This window comes from Amycolatopsis palatopharyngis (assembly GCF_003385185.1).
In the GTDB taxonomy this organism is placed as follows: domain Bacteria; phylum Actinomycetota; class Actinomycetes; order Mycobacteriales; family Pseudonocardiaceae; genus Amycolatopsis; species Amycolatopsis palatopharyngis.
Genome location: NZ_PQHZ01000008.1, coordinates 1 through 22344, shown reverse-complemented (window position 1 = coordinate 22344; position 22344 = coordinate 1). Strand labels below are relative to the sequence as shown.

Sequence of the window (22344 nt, the reverse complement as noted above, 5' to 3'; positions counted from 1 at the left end):
CTCAGAGCAGGACGACGCCTTCCAGAACGCCGATGGCGCGCAGATCGCGGTACCAGCGCTCGACCGGGTGCTCCTTGATGAAGCCGTGCCCGCCGAGCAGCTGCACACCCGCGCTGCCGATCTGCATTCCCTTGTCCGTGGCCAGCTTCCGAGCCAGGGCGACCTCACGTGCATAGGGCTTGCCCTGCTCTGCCCTGGCGGCCGCCCGCAGCATCACCAGACGGAGGCCTTCGAGTTCGATCGCCATGTCGGCGACCTGGAACGCGACCCCCTGCCGGTGGCTCACCGGCTCACCGAATGCCTGGCGCTCGTTGACATAGGGGATGACGTAGTCGAGCACGGCCTTGCCGGTGCCCGCGGCCAGCGCCGCCCAGCCGAGGCGGGAGAGCCGGACGACCTCGGTCATGACCTCGGCCTTGCCACCGCCGAGCAGTGCGCTCGCGGGCAGCGACACCTTGTCCAGGCGCAGGCTGCCGGTCGCGGCGCCACGCAGTCCCATCGCGGGTTCGGCCTCGATGCTCACTCCGGCCGAGGAGGACTCGACGATGAACAGCGCCGCGCCACGGCCCTCGAGATCGGCTGACACGATGAACAGTTCCGCCTGTGCGGCGCGCGGCACCAGCGATTTCACGCCGTCGAGCTGGTAGCCCTTGGGGGTGCGGCGCGCCTTCACGGTCGGCTTGAAGGGGTCGAACAACGCCACCCGCTCCTGCAGTGCGAGCGCCGCGACCGGCACGTTCTCGCCGACGAACGACGGCAGGTACGTGGCCTGCTGCTCCTCGTCACCCCACTGCACGAGTGCGGTACTCACCGCGGACGGCGCGAGGACCGACACCGCGAGGCTGAGGTCGCCGTGCGCCATGGCCTCGGCCACGAGCGCCCCGGTCACCACCGAACGTTCGGTGCCGATGCCGCCGAGCTCTTCGGGGATCCCGACCAGGGTCACGCCCAGCTCGGTGGCCCTGCTGAGCAGGCCGTCCGGGGCGGCGGCCTTCGCGTCGGCCTCCGCCGCCGCGGGCCGTAGCTGTTCGGCCGCGAAGTCGGTGACCGTGTCGACGATCATCTGCTGTTCTTCCGACGGCGTCAGATCGAACAGCCCCGTATCGGGGCCGGGCGCCAGCCGGGCGGGCTGGCCCAGCCGCTGAACGGCCTTGAACGACCGGCCTGCCGCCCCGGCCGCCCGGAAGCCGTTGCGCGTCCCGGCCGACACCAGGTTCTGCACCGGTTTGCGCAAACCCATCCGGTCGATCGCCTTGGTGCTGGCGAGCCGGGTCAACGCGGCAAGGCCGAAGCCCATCGCGTCTCGTTTCTTCTGCGGCGCAACCATCGTCGCGTCTCCCATCAGCCGGGGTCCGGCCTCGCTTACCTACTCGTCAGTAGGTTAGCCGCTGACGCCGACCCACGCCACCACGGGTCCCCGACTTTGCAGTTCCGGCGCTCGAGTTCGCAGTTCCGGATGGCCGAGTTGGCAGTTTCGGCGCCCGAGTTGGCAGTTCGCGCGCTCCAGGGCCCTCAGGGCGCGCAGGGTCTTCAGAGGCCGAGGACGGCGCTCATCATCGCCACCAGCTCGGCGGGCAGATGCGGCCGTCCGCTCGTCCGGCGGGTGCGCGCGAGGTCGTTGGCGATCGTCAGCGCCGCGTGCACGGTGATCCTGACCTCGCGCGGCCCGAGCTCGGGCCGCACCGTGGCGAGCAGGTGCAGCCACTGGGCCACGTAGTCCCGCTGGATACGGACCAGTTCGGCCCGGTCGCGTTCGTCGGTCACGGCAAGTGGGCCGCCCGCGAACGACACCGCGAGTTCGGCGCTGCCGGTGAGCGTGCGGACATAGGACTCCGCCAGCCGCCGTAACGCCTCCCGCTCGTCGGCCGGGCCGCTCGTGCGCAGCGCGTACTCGGCGCCCAGCGCGAGCCGCTCGGCCGCCCGCTTGCCGATGGCGGTGACCAGGCTCGCCTTACTCGGGAAGTGCCGGTACACGCTCGGACCAGCGATGCCGGCTGCCGCTCCGATGTCCTCCATGCTCACGGCGTGGAAGCCGCGCTGGTGGAACAGGTCGGTGGCCGCGCTGAGTACCTGTTCCCTGCGGGACTGGGTGCCGAGACCGAACGCGGGCGGCGTGGCGGAGGGGGCGGTGTCCTGCTCGGGAAGCCGCACATGCAGTACCCGCTGGGCGAGCTGGACGAGCAGCTCGCAGAAGCGCTTCTTGGAGATGCTGGTGTGGTGGACCGACACGCTGCCGAAGACACTCATCCCGGCCCAGCAGAGCAGCTCCGCCTCGTCGTCGGAGAGCTCGGGCCGCACCTGGCGCAGCGCATGGGCCCAGGAGCGCAGCATCGCTCCGGAGCGCCTGCGGATCTCGCGCTGATCCTCCGGCGCCAGGTGGCGCCCCTCCCACCGCCACAGCGCGGCGGCTTCCCTGCGCTCGACGGACTTACGTGCCAGCGTCGTCAGCAGCAGCTCTATCTGGTCGGCCGACGGCTGCCCGGCGCCGGCGAGGGTCTGCTCGGTCGCGAGCTCCATTTCCTCGATACCGGCGAGCAGCACGTGCGCGAGGATCGCCTGTTTGTCGGCGAAATGCCGGTACAGCGCGGGGCCGGTGATCCCGGCCTCGGCGGCGATGTCGTTGATCCCGACACCGTGGTAGCCACGGGCACGGAACAGTTGCGCGGCGACCGCGGCGAGTTGGCTCTTGCGGTCGCGCGGACGGCGGGTGCGCGTGGCGGTCGGTTCCATAGGTGAGAACACTGTAGCCGCATTTGTGGCAATCGCCAGTGGCGCGCTCTCGGACGAGTAACCCCAGGTGTGGACTAGGTCCCAACCCATTGACAGGGTTTGTCGAAGGTGGATTATGTTAGTGAGGATTAGCATGACCGGCCGGCCAGTTCCGGCCGCTGCAACCGCCCCGTACACGCAGTGCTGCAGGAAGGACCGTGGGTGTGAGTAATGAGGCGTTCATCTACGAGGCGATTCGCACGCCTCGTGGTAAAGGCAAGAAGGGGTCCCTGCACGGGACCAAGCCGCTGGACCTCGTCGTCGGCCTGATCCGGGAACTGCAGGTCCGGCACCCGAACCTCGACTCGGCCGCGATCGAGGACATCGTCCTCGGTGTCGTCTCGCCGGTGGGTGACCAGGGTGCCGACATCGCGCGCACCGCGGCCATGGTCTCCGGCCTGCCGGAAACCGTCGCCGGTGTGCAGCTCAACCGCTTCTGCTCCTCCGGTCTCGAGGCAGCCAACCAGGCCGCGGCCAGGGTGCGTTCCGGCTGGGAGAGCCTGATCCTCGCCGGTGGCGTCGAGTCGATGTCGCGGGTGCCGATGGGCTCCGACGGCGGGGCGATGTTCACCGACCCGGCCACCAACTACGACACCTACTTCGCTCCGCAGGGCATCGGTGCCGACCTCATCGCGACCACCGAGGGCTTCTCCCGCGAGGACGTCGACCGCTTCGCCGCCTGGTCACAGGAGAAGGCCGAGGCCGCCTGGTCCGGCGGGTACTTCGCGAAGTCCGTGGTGCCGGTCAAGGACATCAACGGCGTCACGATCCTCGACCACGACGAGCACCGTCGCCCCGGCACCACCGCGGAGGCGCTCGGCAAGCTCAAGCCGTCCTTCGAGGGTATCGGCGAGATGGGCGGTTTCGACGCCGTCGCGCTGCAGAAGTACCACTCGGTGGAGAAGATCAACCACGTCCACACCGGCGGTAACTCCTCCGGCATCGTGGACGGTGCCGCGCTGGTGCTGCTCGGAAACGAGCAGGTCGGCAAGGACTTCGGCATGACTCCGCGGGCGCGCGTGGTGGCCACTGCCGTCACCGGTTCCGACCCGACGATCATGCTCACCGGCCCGACCCCGGCCACCCAGAAGGTCCTCGACATCGCCGGGCTCACCGTCGACGACATCGACCTCTTCGAGCTCAACGAGGCGTTCGCGTCGGTCGTCCTGAAGTGGATGAAGGACCTGAAGCTGCCGGAGGAGAAGGTCAACGTCAACGGCGGCGCCATCGCCATGGGTCACCCGCTCGGCGCGACCGGCGCGATGATCCTCGGCACCATGGTCGACGAGCTGGAGCGTCGCCAGGCGCGGCGCGCGCTGCTGTCGCTGTGCATCGGCGGCGGCATGGGTATTGCCACCATCATCGAGCGCGTCTGAGCGCCGGGGCGAGAAGAAGAGGCGACAAGCAGATGACCGAAGCGAAGACCATCCGTTGGGAGCAGGACTCCGACGGGATCGTCGTGCTCACGATGGACGACCCGAAGCAGTCCGCCAACACGATGAACTCCGACTACATCGAGTCGATGGGCGCCACCGTCGACCGGCTCGAGGCGGAGAAGGACTCCATCACCGGTGTCGTGATCACCTCCGCGAAGAAGACCTTCTTCGCCGGCGGTGACCTCAACGACCTGATCCAGGCGACTCCGGAGCACGCCGAGGAGATCACCAAGCGCGGCAACGAGCTCAAGGCCCAGCTGCGCAAGCTGGAGACGTTCGGCAAGCCCGTCGTCGCCGCGATCAACGGCGCCGCCCTCGGCGGCGGCCTGGAGATCGCGCTGGCGACCCACCACCGCATCGCGGCCGACGTCAAGGGCAGCCAGATCGGTCTGCCCGAGGTGTCCCTCGGCCTGCTGCCCGGTGGGGGCGGTGTCACCAGGACCGTGCGGTTGCTGGGGATCCAGAGCGCGATCATGAACGTGCTGGTGCAGGGACAGCGGCACAAGCCGGCCAAGGCGCTGGAACTGGGCCTCGTGCACGAGCTGGTCGGCTCCGTCGACGAGCTGCTGCCCAAGGCCAAGGAGTGGATCAAGGCCAACCCCGAGGCCTCGGTGCAGCCGTGGGACGCCAAGGGCTTCAAGATTCCCGGTGGCAGCCCGTCCAACCCGTCGTTCGCGGCGAACCTGCCCGCGTTCCCGGCGAACCTGCGCAAGCAGCTCAAGGGCGCGCCGATGCCCGCCCCCAGGGCGATCCTCAGCGCGGCCGTCGAGGGCGCGCAGGTGGACTTCGACACCGCCTCGCTGATCGAGACGCGCTATTTCGTCAGCCTGGCCACCGGTCAGGTCGCGAAGAACATGACGAAGGCGTTCTTCTTCGACCTGCAGCACATCAACTCCGGCGGCTCCCGTCCCGACGGGTTCGAGAAGTACACCGCCAAGAAGGTCGGCGTGCTCGGGGCCGGAATGATGGGCGCGGCGATCGCCTACGTCTCGGCGAAGGCCGGGATCGACGTCGTACTCAAGGACGTCTCGCAGGAGAACGCGGAGCGCGGCAAGGGCTACGCGGCCAAGATCGAGGAGAAGGCCCTCTCCAGGGGCAAGACCACGCAGGAGAAGTCCGACGCACTGCTGGCGCGGATCACCCCGACCGCGGACCCGGCCGACTTCGCCGGCGTCGACTTCGTGATCGAGGCGGTCTTCGAGAGCACCGAGCTCAAGCACAAGGTGTTCGGCGAGATCGAGAACGTCGTGAACGCGGACGCCGTGCTGGGCTCGAACACCTCCACGCTGCCGATCACCGGCCTCGCCGAGGGTGTGCAGCGTCAGGAGGACTTCATCGGCATCCACTTCTTCTCGCCGGTGGACAAGATGCCGCTTGTGGAGATCATCCGCGGGGAGAAGACCTCCGACGCCACGCTGGCCAAGGTCTTCGACTACACCCTGCAGATCAAGAAGACGCCGATCGTCGTCAACGACAGCCGTGGCTTCTTCACCAGCCGCGTCATCGGCACCTTCATCAACGAGGCCATCGCGGCACTGGGTGAGGGCGTGGAGCCCGCCAGCATCGAGCAGGCGGGATCGCAGGCCGGTTACCCGGCTCCGCCGCTGCAGTTGATGGACGAGCTGACGCTGACCCTGCCCCGCAAGATCCGGCAGGAGACGCGGGCCGCGATCGAGGCCGAGGGCGGCACCTGGAAGGAACACCCCTCCGAGGGCGTCATCGACCGGATGATCGAGGAGTTCGACCGCAAGGGCCGCTCGAGCGGGTCCGGCTTCTACGGCTACGACGAGAACGGCAAGCGCACCAGCCTGTGGCCAGGACTGCGGGACGCCTTCAAGTCCGGCAGCGGCGACGTGCCGTTCATCGATCTGCAGGAGCGGATGCTGTTCGCCGAGGCGCTGGAGACGGTGAAGTGCTTCGACGAGGGCGTGCTCACCTCGGTGCAGGACGCCAACATCGGCTCGATCTTCGGTATCGGCTTCCCGCCGTGGACCGGTGGTGTCATCCAGTACATCAACCAGTACTCCGGTGGCCTGAAGGGCTTCGTCGCGCGCTCGCGTGAGCTGGCCGAGCGCTACGGCGACCACTTCACGCCGCCGCAGTCGCTCGTCGAGAAGGCCGAGAAGGGCGAGATCTTCGAGTAAGCACCCACCCTGGCGTGCTCGTGAACGGCCCGCCGCTCGTATCTCGCGAGCGGCGGGCCGTTCCACGTTCTCGCGCTTTCCCGGGAAAGCGCGGAGAACCCAGGCCCGGGCCCGGCGCGGCCCGGGGCGGGTAGCCTTCCTCGCGCTTTCCCGGGAAAGCGCGAGGGTGGGGGCCGCGTGGCGGCACTGGTTGGATGTCTGTCAATATAGATGTATGTCGAATCAGCTTCCCCTGGCCGAGGCCGCGGAGGTGTGTTGCACGCCGCTGGCGAGCGAACCGCTGTCCGGGGACCAGGCCGCCGAACTGGCCCAGAAGTTCAAGGCGATCGCCGATCCGGTGCGGCTGCGCCTGCTGTCGATGATCGCCTCGCACGACGGGGGAGAGGTGTGCGTCTGCGAGCTGACGCCGCGGTTCGACCTCACCGGTCCGACGATCTCCCACCACCTCAAGGTGCTGCGTGAGGCTGGTCTGGTCACCGGGGAACGACGTGGCACCTGGATCTACTACCGCAGTCATCCCGAGGTGCTCGAACGACTGTCCGGCGTGCTGGTGCCCGAACTCTCGTCGGTGGTGACCGCATGAGTGACAATGTCGTCGCGAAGATGTCCACTCTGGACCGTTTCCTGCCACTGTGGATCGGCGCCGCCATGGTGCTCGGGCTGCTGGCCGGAGACTGGGTTCCGGGCCTCGATACGGCGTTGAACGCCGTGGCGATCGATGGCATTTCGCTGCCGATCGCGATCGGCCTGCTGGTGATGATGTACCCGGTACTGGCGAAGGTGCGCTACGACAAGCTCGACTCCGTAACCGGCGACCGCAGACTGCTGTGGTCCTCGCTGGTGCTGAACTGGCTGATCGGCCCCGCGCTGATGTTCGCGCTGGCGTGGGTGCTGCTGCCGGACCTGCCCGAGTACCGCACCGGGCTGATCATCGTCGGCCTCGCCCGCTGCATCGCCATGGTCATCATCTGGAACGACCTCGCCTGCGGTGACCGGGAGGCCGCGGCTGTGCTGGTGGCGCTGAACTCGGTGTTCCAAGTGATCGCGTTCGGCGCCCTGGGCTGGTTTTACCTCTCCGTGCTGCCCGGTTGGCTCGGACTGCCACAGACCGACCTCGCGGTGTCGGGCTGGCAGATCGTGAAGAGCGTGCTGATCTTCCTCGGAATCCCGCTGCTGGCCGGGTATCTGTCCCGTCGACTGGGCGAGCGGGCGAAGGGGCGCGATTGGTACGAGTCCAAGTTCCTGCCCCGCATCGGCCCGGTGGCGCTGTACGGACTGCTGTTCACCATCGTGATCCTGTTCGCGCTGCAGGGGAACCAGATCACCAGCCGACCGCTCGACGTCGTGCGGATCGCGCTGCCGCTGCTGGTCTACTTCGCCGTGATGTGGGCGGGTTCGTACGCGTTCGGCGCGGCACTCGGCCTGAACTACGAGCGCACCACGACGCTGGCGTTCACCGCGGCTGGTAACAACTTCGAGCTCGCCATCGCGGTGGCGATCGCGACCTTTGGCGCGACCAGTGGGCAGGCCCTCGCCGGTGTCGTCGGTCCGCTGATCGAGGTGCCGGTGCTGGTCGCGCTGGTCTACGTCTCGCTGGCCCTGCGCAAACGTTTCGCTCCCAAGTCCACCGAACCCGAGAAGGTGTCGTCGTGACCGAGATTCCCGAAGTGCTGTTCGTGTGCGTACACAACGCCGGACGCTCGCAGATGGCGGCAGCGCTGCTGCACCATCACGCCAACGGCAGGGTGCTGGTGCGTTCGGCCGGGTCGGCTCCCGCCGATTCGATCAACCCCGCCGTCGTGGAGGTCATGTCGGAGCTGGGGCTGGACCTGTCCCAGGAGTTTCCGAAGCCGCTGACCACGGAAGCGGTCCAGGCCTCCGACGTGGTGATCACGATGGGCTGCGGTGACGCGTGCCCGGTGTTCCCCGGAAAGCGGTACCTCGACTGGCAGCTCGAGGACCCGGCGGGTCAGGGGGCCGAGTCCGTCCGGCCGATCCGCGACGAGATCGACCGCAGGGTGCGCGCCCTGCTCGGCGAGCTGGTCCCCGCAACCGCCTGACCCAACGCCCGAGTTTGCAGTTTCGGTGCCCGAGTTTGCAGTTCCCGTGTCCGAGTTTGCAGTTCCCGTGGGCTTGCGCGTGATCCGGCACCACCTCGTGCTAGTCGAGGCAGTGCAATCTCGACCTCTTATGGCAGCCAGCCATGAGGGCAGGTCGTCGCCCCGCCGCTCCCTGACTGGCCCAACTGCAAACTCGGGCCCCGGATCTGCAAACTCGGCCCCCGGAACTGCCAACTCGGGCGCTGGAACTGCAAAGTCGGGTTAGAGGAGGGGTGGGATTATGGCGTCGATGAGGTGGGGGCCGGGCTCCGCCAGTGCGGTGCGGAACTGGTCGGCCAGTTCCTCGGCCGTGGTGGCGCGGGTGGCGGGCACGCCAAGGCCTTCGGCGATCTTGACGAAGTCCATGTCCGGTGTGGACAGATCGAGCAGCTCGGCGGCCTTGGGGCCGGAGCCCTCCGCGCCGACCCGCTGCAACTCCATCCGCAGGATGGCGTAGGCCCGGTTGTTCAGCAGGACCGTCGTGACGTTCAGGTTCTCCCGCGCCTGCGTCCACAAGGCCGACATCGTGTAGAGCGCACTACCGTCGGACTCCAGGTTGATCACCGGACGATCGGGGGCGGCGATCGCTGCCCCCGTCGCCACCGGAATGCCCTGGCCGATCGCCCCACCGGTCAGCGTGAGTACGTCGTGCCGGGGCGCTCCCGCCGTCGCGGCGGGCAGCAGCAGCCCCGACGTGTTCGCCTCGTCCGAGATGATCGCGCCCTCCGGCAGCAGCGCGCCGATGACGTCGACCCAGTTCTGCGGTGTCAGATCACCCGTGGGCAGCGCGGGCCGCGCAGCCTCCTGCACCACAGGCTCCGTGCTTGGCGCCAGCAGATCCGCCAGATCGTCCAGCGCGCCCACCATGTCCTGGTCCACTCCGGCCAGCGTGTGCACCTGCGCGCCCTCGGGCAGCAGGTCACTGGCCTTGCCCGGGTAGGCGAAGAACGACACCGGCGGGCGGGCCCCGGCCACGATCACGTGCTTGACGCCGTCGAGTTGGTACGCGACCTGCTCGGCCAGGTAACCGAGGCGCTCCACCATCGGCAGACCCGCTCCCCGCTCGATCCGGGCGGGGAAGGTCTCCACCAGAACCTTGGCTCCCGTGGCGGCACCGATTCGCGCGGCGGCCCGCAGCCCGGTCTCCCGGCAGGCCCGTCCGCCGATCAGCAGCACAGCCGGCTCGCCCGTGCGCAGCACCTCGGCGACCGACTTGACCGCGTTCTCGCCCACCGAGGGCGCGGCGCGCGGCGGTACCGGCTCACACGCCTGGCCCCCCTCGCCCCAGGACACATCAGCGGGCAGGATCAGGGACGCGACGCGGCCCGGCGCATCCATCGCCGCGGCGACCGCGGCCGCGGCATCGGCGCCCACGTCGGCGGTGGAGGCCGACCGTCGAGCCCAGCCGTTGAGCGTGCCCGTGAGCGCCTCGATGTCCGATTCCAGCGGGGCGTCGTACTGCTTGTGGTAGGTCGCGTGATCGCCGATCACGTTGACCACCGGCGTGTTCGCCCGGCGCGCGTTGTGCAGGTTGGCCAGGCCGTTGGCCAGCCCGGGGCCGAGGTGCAGCAGAGTGGCGGCGGGCTTGTCGGCGATCCGCGCATAGCCGTCCGCAGCGCCGGTCACCGCGCCCTCGAACAGGCCGAGGACGCCGCGCATCTCGGGCACTGTGTCCAGCGCGGCGACGAAATGCATCTCCGAAGTGCCGGGATTGCCGAAGCAGACGTCCACGCCGGCGTCGACGAGGGTGCGGATCAGGGACTGCGCGCCGTTCATGCTGCTCACTTTCTGCTGTCGCCTCAGAGAAGGACGCCGGGGTTGAGGATCCCGGCCGGGTCGAACGTCTGCTTGATCCGGCGCAGCAGGTCCAGCTTCGCCGGATCCTCCAGCTCCAGGAAGTACTCCTTCTTCGCCCTGCCGATTCCGTGTTCCCCGGAGATCGCGCCGCCGAGGTCCATGCCAACGGCGAAGATGTCGTGCAGCAGGGCGCCGCGACGCTGCGGATCCTTCTGGAAGACCGCCAGGTGCACATTTCCGTCGCCGGCATGTCCGCAACCGACGACGCCGGACTCGGACTCGGCGGCCAGCTCCCTGGCCCTGGCGAGGAAGGCGGCCATCGCCGAGCGGGGTACCACCACGTCGATCACGTCGTCGGCACCTGCCGCCTTCGCGGTCCAGAAGGCCTTCTCCCGTGCCTCGATCAGCTTGTGCGCGCTGGCGCCCTCCAGGACGTAGACGTCCGCGGCGCCGATGCCGGTGAGCAGCTCGCCGAGAGTCTCGACGTCGTTCTGCAGCCGCTCGGCATCGCGGTTCTCCATCCCGACCACGAGATAGGCCTGCGACGCCTCGCGTACGTCGTCGGGTACGCCGAGGGTCAACTCGGCCGAGTAGGTGATCGCGGCCATGGTGAAGGCGTCGATGTACTCCAGGATGTGCGGGGCGAGCCCACTGGAGATGATCTCCGGGACCGCGGCGAGTACCTGGTCCAGGTCGGTGAACGGGGCGAGCACGGTGGCGCGGTGGGCCAGGCGGGGCTGGAGCTTGACGATGACCTCGGTGGCCAGTGCGAGCGTGCCCTCGGAGCCGATGATCAGCTGGGTGAGGTCGTAACCGGAGGAGACCTTCGTCGTCCTGCCGCCGGTCCGGATTATCTCGCCGGTGCCGAGTACCGCCTGCAGCCCGAGCACGTTGTGCCGGGTGACGCCGTACTTGATCGCCCGCATGCCGCCCGCGTTGCTCCCCACGGTGCCGCCGACGCTCGCGCTGAGCTCCCCGGGATAGACGGTGTAGCTGAGCCCCGCCTCCGCTGTCCGATCGTCCAGTTCGGACAGTGTCACGCCCGGCTGCACCACGGCCACGTGGTTGACGGTGTCGATCTCCAGCACCGCGTTCATCCGCTCGAAGGAGATCACCAGTGCGTCCGGCTGCGGACGGGCCGAGCCGGAGAGGCCGCTGCCGGAGCCGCGTGCTGTCACCGGAACACCCAGCTCGCCCGCGGCGACGAGAAGCGCGGACACCTCCTCTGCGGTGCTGGGGCGGGCGAGGTAGCGGGGAAGCTGCGGTTCGCCGGTGAGGGCCTCGTCGTGGGCGTAGTCCTCGGGGACGTCGGTACCCGTGAGCACGTTTCCCTGGCCGACGATCTCCGCCAGCCGCACCGCCACATCCCGGGAGTCGACCTTGCTCATGGCGATGCACCGCCCTCTCGTTCCCGCGCCTCACTGCACTGTTGACGCGAAGCCTAGTAGGCGGGTCCACCGCTCCGCCATGAAGATCATTCACGTTCTGTGGATTTAGTGGGAGCTAAATCTCTCGCCGCCCGTCACTGCTGGGGTGACGCTACCGGCATGAGTGTTTCACCGACCTTTTCCTTCGGCGACAGCCTGTCCGTGCACCGTCTTGGTTTTGGCGCGATGCGCCTGACCGGCCACGACCGCAAGCCGCCCGGCGAGCACGAACAGGCGGTGGCAGGCCGGGCAGAGCAGGCCGGGGGTGCGGGGGCCGCTCGGCGGGCCCGAGTACCTGCGGCAGCAGGCGGAGCTGTCGCAGCGGAGGCTGCGGATCGAACGGATCGAGTTGTTCCAGCTGCACCGGATCGACCCGCTCGTCCCACTGGAGGACCAGTTCGGAGCGCTCGCGCGACTGTGTGCCGAGGGCAAGATCAACCGGATCGGACTGTCCGAGGTCACGATCGGGCAGATCGAGGCCGCACGCGGAATCGTCGACATCGCGAGCGTCCAGAACCGCTACAACCTGAGCGGTGCCCTGGCTGCCGATCGCCGCCGGGCAGCACCTGGGGTCACGAGGTGCGCTGGGCAAGGTGGCCGCCGAACTCGGCGCCGCGCCCGCGCAGGTATCGCTCGCGTGGTTGTTGCACCGTTCGCCGGTCATTGTGCCGATTCCCGGAACGGGCTCGATGGAACACCTTGCGGAGAATTGCGCGGCTGCGTCGGTGGAATTGTCCGAGGAGCAGTTCCGCGCGTTGAGTTCGGCGTACTGATTCGAGGGTGGCGTGGGGCCGGTCCGCGCCAACGATCCCGGCCCCACGCCTCAGTTCCGGCTAGCTCAGATCAGCCATCCGAGGACGTGTGCCAGTGATGCCAGCACGCTGGTGACGATGTCGTCGGCGTGGTGGGCATGCGCGGCAAAGAACTGCATTGAGGGGCTCCTTAACGGATTCGAATTAACAGAGACGTGCGCGCACTGCTTTCGAAAGCGAGAAGGAGATTTTCACCGTTCCGGGCAGGTGTCAAAGCATCCTGGCGTGACGCGGCGAGGGCGCTTCGGTTACCCGGCTGGGGGATCTTCCTGCCACGAGTGGTGATCTTGAAATTCCGTCGAGCTTTCACTCGAACAGGTGGCGGTTTGCCTTCCCTGTAAGGGGCGTCAGGGCCACCACGGTGCGGACGAACGCACGCGAGGTGGCCCTGACGGGTATGGCTCTATTCGGCCCTGGCGAAGCTCAGCGTCTCGCCTTCGACCCCGCGCAGCCACAGGTCCTGCGCCGCCGCGGCCATCTCGTCCAGGCCCTCGGTGATCGTGGCGAACACGTTGCCGGGCACCCAGCCCGCGTCGCCGTTGATCAGCAGGTTGTTGCGCCCGTAGAAGATCGCCAGGTCGGTGGCGCCCTGGTCGCTGTGCGCCTCGCTGTCCGAGTCGTAGCCGTAGGCGGGGTTGCCGATCTCCCAGGCCTCGAAGCCGAAGTACACGACGTCACCCGGAATGGGGGTCACCGTCGGGTTCTCTCTGCCGGGCTTCGGCTCCGCGAACGGCGGCACGAGCGTGTAGACCTCGTTGCGGGCGTACTTGGCGTGATAGGCCGAACCGCTCTGCGGCAGCGCGTCCCAGACCGCCTTGCAGGTACGCGGTGCCTGGTCGTCGAGCAGCCGGGCGCGGCAGGAGACGCCGCGCTTGTCCAGCGTGATGGTGATGTAGCGGGCCACGGAGTAGACCTTTCAGCTCTTGGTGGCGGCGGCGACCGCGTCGGCCCAGATCGCCAGTGCCTCGTCGATCTGTTCCGCGGTCACCACCAGTGGCGGAATCATCCGCACGACGTTCATGTGCGCGCCGCAGGTGAGCAGCAGCAGACCCCGCTCCGCCGCGGCCTTCTGCACTGCCTGCGCGGTGGCGTTGTCCGGCCCGCCGTCGGGAGTGGTGAACTCCGAGCCGACCAGCAGGCCGAGCCCGCGCACGTCGCCGATCTGCGGGGTCTTGTCGGCGACCAGTTTGGCGCCGTCGAGCAGCTGCCTGCCCCGTGCGGCGGCGTTCTCGACCAGCCCCTCCTCCTGGATGACCTCGAGCGTGGCCTTCGCGGCCGCGCAGGAGACGGCATTTCCGCCGTAGGTGCCGCCCTGCGACCCTGGCCATGCCTTGGCCATCAACTCGGTCGACGCCGCGATACCCGACAGCGGGAAGCCGCTGGCCAGGCCCTTCGCGATGACGATGACGTCCGGCCGGACGTCGAAGTGGTCGTGGCCCCAGAACTTGCCGGTACGGCCGAAGCCGGTCTGTACCTCGTCGATCACGAGCAGGATGCCGTGGCGGTCGGCGCGCTCCCGCAGTCCGGCGAAGAACTCGGTGTTGCCCGGGACGTAGCCGCCCTCACCCAGCACCGGCTCGATCACGAAGGCGGCTGTCTCGTTCGGCGCGCTCATCGTGGCGAACAGGTAGTCCAGCTCCTGCAAAGCGAACTTCGTCGCCGTGGCCTCGTCCCAGCCGTAGCGGAACGCGTTCGGGAACGGCGCGACGTGCACGCCGGCCATCAGCGGCGAGATGCCCGCGCCGAATCGCGTGCCGGAGGTGGTCATCGACGCGGTCGCCACGGTGCGGCCGTGGAAGCCGCCGTGGAAGACGATCACGTTCGGCCTGCCGGTTGCCTGGCGGGCCAGCCGCAGGGCGGCCTCCACCGCCTCGCTGCCGGAGTTGGCGAAGAACAGCGAGTCCAAGCCTTCCGGGAGTACGTCGCCGAGGCTCTCGGTGAGCTCGAGTAGCGGCTTGTGCATCACCGTCGTGTACTGACCGTGGATCAGCTTGCCGATCTGCTCCTGTGCCGCCGAGACCACCTTCGGGTGGCAGTGGCCCGTGCTGGTGACGCCGATCCCCGCGGTGAAGTCAAGGTTACGTCGCCCGTTGGTGTCGTACAGGTAGACGCCCTCGCCGTGGTCGACGACGACCGGGGTGGCCTGCTTGAGCAGTGGGGAGAGCTGAGCCATGGCAGCGTTGCTCCTTAAGGGTTGCGAGGGGTGTTGTCGATTGTTGACAATATGCATAGCATGGTCTCTGGACCAGGCGCAATCAAGCGAGGAGCAGGATGAGCGACATCAGCGAGGCCGGCGTCGTCGACGCGGTCGGCAAGGACCTGTTCATCGGGGGCAAGTGGACGTCCGCCGCGGGCGGCAGGAGCTTCCCGGTGCACGACCCGTCGACGGGCAAGGTGTTGTGCGAGGTGGCCGACGCGTCGCCGGAGGACGGCAAGGCCGCACTGGACTCCGCGGTGGCCGCTCAGGCTGACTTCGCCGCCATGGCACCCCGTGAACGCGGCGAGATCCTGCGCAGGGCCTACGAGCTGCTGATCGCCCGTGCCGACGAACTCGCGCTGCTGATGACCCTGGAAATGGGCAAGCCGCTGCCCGAGGCCAAGGGTGAGATCACCTACGCGGCGGAGTTCTTCCGCTGGTTCGCCGAGGAAGCCGTGCGTATCGACGGCGGGTACGCCGTGGCGCCCAACGGCAACGGCAGGTTCCTGGTGCACCGCCAGCCGGTGGGCCCGACCCTGCTCATCACTCCGTGGAACTTCCCGATGGCCATGGGCACGCGCAAGCTCGGCCCGGCGATCGCCGCGGGATGTACCTCGGTGATCAAGCCCGCCGCGCAGACGCCGCTTTCGATGCTCGCGCTGGCCGGGATCCTGGCCGAGGCCGGGCTGCCCGCAGGGGTGGTGAACGTCCTCACCACCAGTGACTCCGGTGGCGTGATGGAGCCCCTGATCCGGGACGGTCGCGCCCGCAAGCTGTCCTTCACCGGCTCCACCGCCGTGGGCCGCAAGCTACTCGAGCAGTGTGCGGAGAAGGTGTTGCGCACCTCCATGGAGCTCGGCGGTAACGCCCCGTTCCTGGTCTTCGACGACGCGGATCTCGACGCCGCGATCGAGGGTGCGATGCAGGCCAAGATGCGCAACATCGGTGAGGCGTGCACGGCGGCCAACCGGTTCTACGTGCAGCGCGGGATCGTCGAGGAGTTCTCCCGGCGGCTGACCGAACGCATGTCGGCATTGCCGATGGGCCGGGGCACCGAGGAAGGCGTCGTGGTGGGCCCGCTGATCGACGAGGCGGCGGTGGAGAAGGTCAGCAGCCTGGTCTCCGACGCTGCCGACCGCGGGGCGCAGGTGCTGACCGGTGGGTCCGCTGTGGACGGTCCGGGGAACTTCTACCGGGCGACGGTGCTCACCGATGTGCCCAAGGAAGCGAAGCTGACCACCGAGGAGATCTTCGGCCCGGTGGCACCGATCTCGGTGTTCGATACGGAGGACGAGGCGGTCGCCGCCGCGAACGACACCGAGTACGGACTGGTGTCCTACCTCTTCACCAACGACGTCAAGCGGGCGCTGCGGGTGTCCGAGCGGCTGGAGGCCGGGATGATCGGCCTGAACCAGGGCATCGTGTCCAATCCGGCCGCACCGTTCGGTGGGATCAAGCAGTCCGGCCTCGGCCGTGAGGGCGGCACGGTGGGGATCGACGAGTTCCTGGAGACCAAGTACATCGCGGTGAGCCTGTGACCGAAGCGGGCCGGAGTTACCGCATCGCGAGCATTCCCGGCGACGGGATCGGCGTCGATGTGACGGTCGAGGCCCGCTCGGTCCTCGACCGAGCGGCCGAGCTGCATGGTTTTGGTCTGCGGTGGACGGAGTTCGACTGGAGCTGCGAGCGCTACACCGAGACCGGCCGGATGATGCCGGAGGACGGGATCGAGCAGCTCGCCGATTTCGACGGGATCTTCCTCGGTGCGGTCGGATTCCCCGGAGTGCCCGACCACGTGTCGTTGTGGGGCCTGCTGATCCCGGTGCGCCGGGCGTTCGCGCAGTACGTGAACCTACGGCCTGTTCGACTGCTACCCGGGACCACCAGCGCGCTCGCCGGCCGCTCCGCCGACGAGCTGGAGATGGTGATCGTCCGGGAGAACTCCGAGGGTGAGTACTCGGAGATGGGCGGGCGGCACAACAAGGGCCACTCCGGCGAGTTCGTGCTGCAGGAGTCGGTGTTCACCAGGGTCGGGGTGGAGCGCATCATCCGCTACGCGTTCGACCTCGCGCGGACGCGGAGCGGGCGGGTGTGTTCGGCGACGAAGTCGAACGGGCTCATCCACTCGATGCCGTTCTGGGACGAGATCTACGCCGAGATCGCGGCCGAGTACCCGGATGTCCAGAGTGAACAGATGCATGTGGACGCCCTGGCCGCGCGCATGGTCCAGCAGCCAGACCGGCTCGACGTCGTGGTGGCATCGAACCTGTTCGGTGACATCCTCAGTGATCTCGCGGCGGCGGTGACCGGTGGTCTCGGCATGGCGCCATCGGGCAACATCAACCCACCGGGGGAGTACCCGTCGATGTTCGAGGCGGTGCACGGAAGTGCGCCGGACATCGCAGGCAAGGGCATCGCGAATCCGGTGGCGCAGATGCTGGCCGGCGCGATGATGCTGGAGCACCTCGGCGAGGCCGATGCCGCACAGGCCGTCCGTGGTGCGGTGGAGAAGGTTCTGGCCGAGGGCGCGGTGGCGACACCCGATCTGGGTGGCGAGTCCACCACGGCAGACCTCGGCGCCGCTGTCACCGCCGCGGTCTGAAGGATCAGTCAGGCCGGGTTCACGCGGCCCGAGTTCGGGCTCGGGCCGTGTGGGCGGGCGGGACGGCTCAGCTCGCGTGCAGGCTGGTGCCGGGAACGAGGCGCTGCACAGCGTCCTCCATATGCGCTTCCAGCAGGGCGAGGACCGTGTCCTGATCGCCCTCGCGGATCGCCTCGATGATGCGGTTGTGCTCGTTGACCCGCTCTTCGACGCGCTGATAGGTCTGCTGGAGCAGCGAAAGGCACATCCGCGTCTCGATCAGCAGAGTGCGGGCCATACGGACCAGCCTGCGGCTGCCGGAGGCGCTGATCAGTGCCTCGTGAAAGCGCAGGTCGGCCTCTGACAACGCGGTGGGATCGTCGTCGTCGGCCGCCGTGGCCATGTCCCTGACCGACTCGTCCAGCACGGCCGCCGCCGCTTCCCGGTCCCCGCGCAGGATGAGAATCGCCGCGGCGCGCTCGATCGCCGATCGAGCTACGTAGATGTCGTAGACGTCGCTGGGCTCGAGGTCGATGACGAAAAGACCGCGATGGCGCTCGCTACGCAGCAGCCCCTCGGAGACCAGTCGCTGCATCGCCTCCCGCAGCGGGCCTCTCGACACCTGGAACCGGGCGGCCAGTTCGGTCTCGCCGAGTTGGGTACCGGGCGGCAGCGAGCCGTTCATGATCGCGTCCCGCAACTGCCGCGCGATGATCGCAGCGGTGGACTCTCGGCTCACCGGTTCGATGTCGGCCAGCGGCATGTCAGCGCCCTCTCGAGGGAACCGGCGCCGACAGCGTGCGGAACAACGCCCCGAGGGACTCCACGACCCGCCCGGCCCCGGCCAGGCGAAGTCCTTCCCACACCGTCACCTGGTTGGCCGTGAGTACCGGCTTGCCCAAGTGCTCCTCGATATCGCCCAGGAGGGCGAGGGTGCGCATCGCGGTGTCCGGAATCAGCACCGCGTCGGCGTCGGGATGATCGTGCTTGCGCGCCAGGTCGAGCACGGCCTGCGGCGTGAGCCTGCCGACCTCAGCCGCGGTGTCGATGTCCGCGCTGGACATCGACACGACCTCGACCCCACCCGCGGCGAGGAAGTCGACGAACAGGCGCGCGACATCATCGGGATAGCTGGCAGCCACGGCGACCCGGCGCAGGCCGAGTGCGGCGGCGGCGCGAACGAACGCGAAAGAGGTGCTGGACGCCGGGATGCCGCCCGCGGCCTTCGACAGCTTCTCGACCTGTTCCGCGGCACCTTCCGGCCCGTAGACAAAACTGCCGCTGGTGCAGGCCCACACGATGGCGTCCGGACGATGTGGCGCGAGTAGTTCGGCGCCCTCGGCGAGCCGCTGCGGGCTGCCGAGGTCGAGCAGTTCGGCGACCGCGTGCAGGTCCGTGCCGTAGATGTGCTCGACGGCGAGCCGGACGTCGGCGCCGAGCAGGTTCTCGGCGAGCGGGTAGTCGTCCTCCGCCGCGTGATCGGGATAGATGAACCCCACGGTCGTCATCGCGTGTGACCCTCCTTCGGCAGATTGTTGACAATCCTACTAGGCGCCGTCAAGTAGCCGGATCAGGAGACCTCGCGCAGCCACTCGCCGGGCCCCACGATCGGGAGCTGCATCCGCTTCAGGCAGGCCCACATCGTCAGTTGGTTCGCGGTCAGCACCGGCTTGCCCAGTGCCTGTTCCAGGGGCTCGATCAGGTCGTAGGTCGGCAGGTTCGTGCAGCTGACGAAGATGGCTTCGGCGTCCTCGTGATTGGCCGCGATGATGCGCTCCGCGATGGTTCGGTAGCTGACCTTCCAGATGCCCCCGCCGAGGCCGAGGTGGTCGCTGGAGACCGTGCGTACACCCAATTCGGTGAGGAAGTCGTGCAGTGCGCCGGTGAGGTCGGCATCATACGGCGTGAGCACCGAGATCCGGCTCAGGTTGAGCTGTTGCAGCACTTCGGCGAGGGCGCCGGAGGTCGTGACGGCGTCCGGTGCTCCCGCGTCACAGATGGCCTTGCACAGGGAGCGCTCGTAGTCGATGCCGTTGACGAAACTGCCCGAGGTGCAGAGGTATGCGACCACCTCCGGCTCCACGTGCAGTACGTCGCGGGTGGCCGCCGCCAGGTGCTGGCTGTTGCTGACCAGGTGTGCCATCTCCATGCTCACCGGCACCGGCTCGTACGGCGTGCGAGCGAGGTGGAGGGAGACCTCCATCGGCACCCAGCGCCAGAGTTCTCGTTCCAGCGCCAGGTCGAATGGGGCGATGACGCCGATCCCACGTTGGGCCAATGGCCCCTCGAACGCGGGGAAGTCCAGCGCGGTGAAATCCAAGGCTCAGCCTCCGGCCGATCTCTGAAGGAGTGCCTCCGGGGTGGCCCTCGGATTGTTGACAATCATACGACTGACTCATACCGTGTCAACGTGAGCGGCACGGAGTCCCCGGTGCTGGCGGTGTTGTGTGGCGATCAACACCCCCCGGACATGGACAGCATCGAGAAATCGGCAGAAGTTCGTTACACCCGCGCCGACGGCCTGGCCGACGCGTTACGCGGAGCTGACGCACTCTTCGTCTACGACTTCCTCTCTCCGGCGGTGCCGGGCGCGTGGCATTCGGCGGACAAACTGCGCTGGCTGCACATCGCGAGTGCCGGTGTCGATCCGGTCCTCTTCCCCGAGTTGCGGGACAGCGATGTGGAGCTGACCAACTCGCGTGGCGTGTTCGACGACCCGATCGCCGAGTACGTGCTCGGGGTGATCCTGGCTTTCGCGAAGGACTTCGCCGGTTCGCTGCGGTTGCAGGACCAGTCGCGCTGGCAGCACAGGGAGACCGAGCGGATCGCCGGAACCACGGCGCTGGTGCTGGGCACCGGTCCGATAGGGCGAGCGATCGCGCGGATGCTGCGTGCGGCGGGAATGAGTGTCGCCGGCATCGGGCGCAGGGCGCGCGAGGACGACCCGGACTTCGGCACCGTGTACGCCTCGGACAACCTGACCGAGCACCTTCCCTCCGCCGACTACGTGGTGGCCGTCGCGCCGCTGACCGAGCAGACGAAGGGCATCTTCAACGCCGATGCCTTCGCGGCGATGAAGTCCACGGCGCGGTTCGTCAACGTCGGCAGGGGAGAGCTGGTGCTGACCGGCGACCTGATCGAGGCGTTGCGCTCCGGGCAGATCGCGGGCGCCGCGCTCGACGTCTTCGACACCGAACCGCTGCCCACTGACAGTCCACTCTGGAGCATGCCGGACGTGTTGTTGTCGCCGCACATGTCGGGGGACTTCATCGGTTGGCGGAACACCCTGGTAGAGGTGTTCGCGGACAACTTCCGGCGATGGACCGCGGGCCTTCCGCTCCGCAACGTCGTCGACAAATCGCTGGGCTACGTGCCGTCGCCCCCGCAAGAGCGCTGAGGAGAACCATGCCGGCCAACACCACCACCCTGCTGACGGCGAGCGAGCTCGTCGCGGCCTACTCCTCGGGCGAGGTATCGCCCGTCGAGGCCACGCAGGCCGCGTTGGACACCATCGCCGAGCGGGACGGCGAGCTGAAGGCCTATTCACTGGTCGACCGTGAAGTGGCGCTCGATCAGGCGAAGGGATCCGAGGAGCGCTGGCGCGAGGGCAACCCGATCGGCTGGCTCGACGGCGTCCCGAGCTCGATCAAGGACATGTTCCTCACCCAGGGCTGGCCCACGATGCGCGGCTCCCGGTGCATCGACCCGGATCAGCCATGGGACGTCGACAGCCCGGTGACCGCACGGATGCGGGAGAACGGGCTGGTGCTGCTGGGTAAGACCACGACCCCCGAACTGGGCTGGAAGGCCGTGACCGACAGTCCACTGGTGGGTGTCACGCGCAATCCGTGGGACACCTCGTGCACGCCGGGTGGATCCAGTGGCGGCAGTGCGGCTGCCGTCGCCGCGGGAATGGGTGAGCTCTCGGTCGGAACCGACGGTGGTGGCTCGGTGCGGATCCCCGCTTCGTTCTGCGGAATCGTCGGGTTCAAGCCGACCGGCGGACGGATCCCGTTGTACCCGGCGAGCCCGTTCGGCCCCTTGGCGCACGCGGGTCCGATGGCTCGTTCGGTGGACGACGTCGCGCTGATGCTGGACGTGCTCGCGGCGCCCGACCACCGCGACCCGAACGCCCTTCCGCCGCCGATGAGCGTGTATCGCGAGGCGGTACGCCGTGATCCGCGCGGGCTGAACGTGGCGTACTCCGACAATCTCGGTTATGTCGACGTCGACCCCGAGATCGCCCGGATCGTGCTGTCCGTCGTCGCCGCCCTGAGCGATTCCGGGCTGCAGATCGAGGAGACCGATCCCGGTTTCGGTGACCCGCTGGACGCGTTCGACGTGCTCTGGTCCACCGGTGCGGCGAAGTGGCTGAACACCTTCCCCGAGGGATCGGCGGAGCTGGTCGACCCGGGTCTGCGCAAGGTCTGGGAGCAGGGGGTGACCTACTCGGCCGCCGACTACCTCGAGGCCAGCGCGCAGCGAGCGGCGCTCGGGATTCACATGGGCGAGTTCCACACGCGATACGACGTGCTGATCACGCCGACCGTACCGGTGCAGCCGTTTGCGGCAGGCCACGACGTGCCACCGGGCAGCGACTTCGAAAGCTGGCCGCAGTGGGCGCGGTTCAGCTACCCGTTCAACCTGACCCAGCAGCCCGCGATCAGCGTGCCCGCCGGGTTCACGGCGAGCGGGCTGCCGGTTGGTCTGCAGATCGTCGGCCCGAGGCACTCGGACGACCTGGTGCTGGCCGTGGCCAAGCTGGTCGAGGAGATCCGCCCCTGGCCGACCACCCACCCCGCCGGCATCAAGCACTGATCACCCCGCCGACGCAGCTCACCCCAAAGCATGGAGTGTCTGCAAGTACCACCAAGCAAGATCATTGCTGCGTTTTCCGCTACCAAGCCACGTCCTCAGCGGCCGGGGTTGGTAGCGGTTAGCGGTGATGTCGATCTCTTGGGGTCAGTGGGTGGTTGCAACGCCTTGTGATGAGGAGTTGTGATGGGTGGGAAGCGGCCTGGGCGGGCTCGGTGTGTGCGGGTGTTGTTTTGGGAGGGTGTCCGGCGGGGGTTGTCGGTGCCG

The 22344-nt window shown here is 68.3% G+C and carries 18 protein-coding genes and 1 pseudogene; 10 read left to right on the top strand and 9 right to left on the bottom strand.

The features are described from left to right. Window position 1: 1 nt before the first annotated feature. Both D0C15_RS08215 and D0C15_RS08210 read right to left on the bottom strand, forming a co-directional pair. Window positions 2-1297: an acyl-CoA dehydrogenase family protein gene (locus D0C15_RS08215; RefSeq protein WP_116042750.1), complete on the bottom strand. Its 1296-nt coding sequence runs from the start codon at window positions 1295-1297 to the stop codon at window positions 2-4. A 233-nt stretch (window positions 1298-1530) separates the two neighbouring features. After that, entirely contained in the window at window positions 1531-2730 is a 1200-nt protein-coding gene (locus D0C15_RS08210; RefSeq protein WP_116042433.1) for a TetR/AcrR family transcriptional regulator, read from the bottom strand. A 203-nt stretch (window positions 2731-2933) separates the two neighbouring features. Between D0C15_RS08210 and D0C15_RS08205 the strand changes: the two genes are divergently transcribed. The 5 genes from D0C15_RS08205 to D0C15_RS08185 all read left to right on the top strand — a co-directional run bounded on the left by D0C15_RS08205 (window position 2934) and on the right by D0C15_RS08185 (window position 8409). After that, window positions 2934-4145, top strand: coding sequence for an acetyl-CoA C-acetyltransferase (locus D0C15_RS08205; RefSeq protein WP_116042747.1), 1212 nt, complete (start codon window positions 2934-2936; stop codon window positions 4143-4145). Window positions 4146-4177: 32 nt separating this feature from the next. Further along, window positions 4178-6349 (top strand): 3-hydroxyacyl-CoA dehydrogenase NAD-binding domain-containing protein, encoded by a 2172-nt coding sequence (locus D0C15_RS08200; protein ID WP_116042431.1) that lies wholly within the window; start codon window positions 4178-4180, stop codon window positions 6347-6349. Between the two features lie 214 nt (window positions 6350-6563). After that, window positions 6564-6932 (top strand): ArsR/SmtB family transcription factor, encoded by a 369-nt coding sequence (locus D0C15_RS08195; RefSeq protein ID WP_116042428.1) that lies wholly within the window; start codon window positions 6564-6566, stop codon window positions 6930-6932. Next, window positions 6929-8002: an ACR3 family arsenite efflux transporter gene (arsB, locus tag D0C15_RS08190; RefSeq protein WP_116042425.1), complete on the top strand. Its 1074-nt coding sequence runs from the start codon at window positions 6929-6931 to the stop codon at window positions 8000-8002. The genes D0C15_RS08195 and arsB overlap by 4 nt, the downstream gene beginning before the upstream one ends. Continuing rightward, window positions 7999-8409, top strand: coding sequence for an arsenate reductase ArsC (locus D0C15_RS08185; protein WP_116042422.1), 411 nt, complete (start codon window positions 7999-8001; stop codon window positions 8407-8409). Before arsB ends, D0C15_RS08185 begins: the two co-directional genes overlap by 4 nt. Before the next feature lie 261 nt (window positions 8410-8670). On the opposite strand, the gene D0C15_RS08180 is transcribed toward D0C15_RS08185, so the two are convergent. Then, a complete protein-coding gene (locus tag D0C15_RS08180) occupies window positions 8671-10224 on the bottom strand; it encodes an acetolactate synthase large subunit (RefSeq protein WP_162829957.1) in 1554 nt (517 codons plus the stop codon). A gap of 23 nt (window positions 10225-10247) precedes the next feature. Beyond that, entirely contained in the window at window positions 10248-11633 is a 1386-nt protein-coding gene (locus tag D0C15_RS08175) for an FAD-binding oxidoreductase (protein WP_116042418.1), read from the bottom strand. 304 nt (window positions 11634-11937) lie between these two features. Here D0C15_RS08175 and D0C15_RS35885 point away from each other — a divergent pair. Next, window positions 11938-12445, top strand: a pseudogene (locus D0C15_RS35885) (aldo/keto reductase). A gap of 442 nt (window positions 12446-12887) precedes the next feature. Here the strand turns inward: D0C15_RS35885 and D0C15_RS08165 are convergent. Continuing rightward, window positions 12888-13388 (bottom strand): DUF3830 family protein, encoded by a 501-nt coding sequence (locus D0C15_RS08165; RefSeq protein ID WP_116042415.1) that lies wholly within the window; start codon window positions 13386-13388, stop codon window positions 12888-12890. A 12-nt stretch (window positions 13389-13400) separates the two neighbouring features. After that, window positions 13401-14657 (bottom strand): aspartate aminotransferase family protein, encoded by a 1257-nt coding sequence (locus D0C15_RS08160; RefSeq protein WP_116042413.1) that lies wholly within the window; start codon window positions 14655-14657, stop codon window positions 13401-13403. A gap of 98 nt (window positions 14658-14755) precedes the next feature. Between D0C15_RS08160 and D0C15_RS08155 the strand changes: the two genes are divergently transcribed. Both D0C15_RS08155 and D0C15_RS08150 read left to right on the top strand, forming a co-directional pair. Then, entirely contained in the window at window positions 14756-16219 is a 1464-nt protein-coding gene (locus tag D0C15_RS08155) for an NAD-dependent succinate-semialdehyde dehydrogenase (protein WP_116042410.1), read from the top strand. Beyond that, on the top strand, window positions 16216-17283 hold the full coding sequence (locus tag D0C15_RS08150; protein WP_116042408.1) for a tartrate dehydrogenase: 1068 nt from the start codon (window positions 16216-16218) through the stop codon (window positions 17281-17283). The genes D0C15_RS08155 and D0C15_RS08150 overlap by 4 nt, the downstream gene beginning before the upstream one ends. Before the next feature lie 67 nt (window positions 17284-17350). On the opposite strand, the gene D0C15_RS08145 is transcribed toward D0C15_RS08150, so the two are convergent. From D0C15_RS08145 to D0C15_RS08135, 3 genes are all read right to left on the bottom strand, one after another. Continuing rightward, window positions 17351-18025, bottom strand: a complete 675-nt coding sequence (locus tag D0C15_RS08145) for a GntR family transcriptional regulator (protein WP_116042406.1) — start codon at window positions 18023-18025, stop codon at window positions 17351-17353. A gap of 1 nt (window position 18026) precedes the next feature. Next, window positions 18027-18770: a maleate cis-trans isomerase family protein gene (locus D0C15_RS08140; RefSeq protein WP_116042403.1), complete on the bottom strand. Its 744-nt coding sequence runs from the start codon at window positions 18768-18770 to the stop codon at window positions 18027-18029. A gap of 62 nt (window positions 18771-18832) precedes the next feature. Further along, window positions 18833-19582: a maleate cis-trans isomerase family protein gene (locus tag D0C15_RS08135; RefSeq protein ID WP_116042401.1), complete on the bottom strand. Its 750-nt coding sequence runs from the start codon at window positions 19580-19582 to the stop codon at window positions 18833-18835. Window positions 19583-19732: 150 nt separating this feature from the next. Here D0C15_RS08135 and D0C15_RS08130 point away from each other — a divergent pair, with 150 nt between their 5' ends. After that, window positions 19733-20659 (top strand): D-2-hydroxyacid dehydrogenase, encoded by a 927-nt coding sequence (locus D0C15_RS08130; RefSeq protein ID WP_116042746.1) that lies wholly within the window; start codon window positions 19733-19735, stop codon window positions 20657-20659. Window positions 20660-20667: 8 nt separating this feature from the next. After that, window positions 20668-22080 (top strand): amidase, encoded by a 1413-nt coding sequence (locus tag D0C15_RS08125; protein ID WP_116042399.1) that lies wholly within the window; start codon window positions 20668-20670, stop codon window positions 22078-22080. Window positions 22081-22344: the final 264 nt, after the last annotated feature.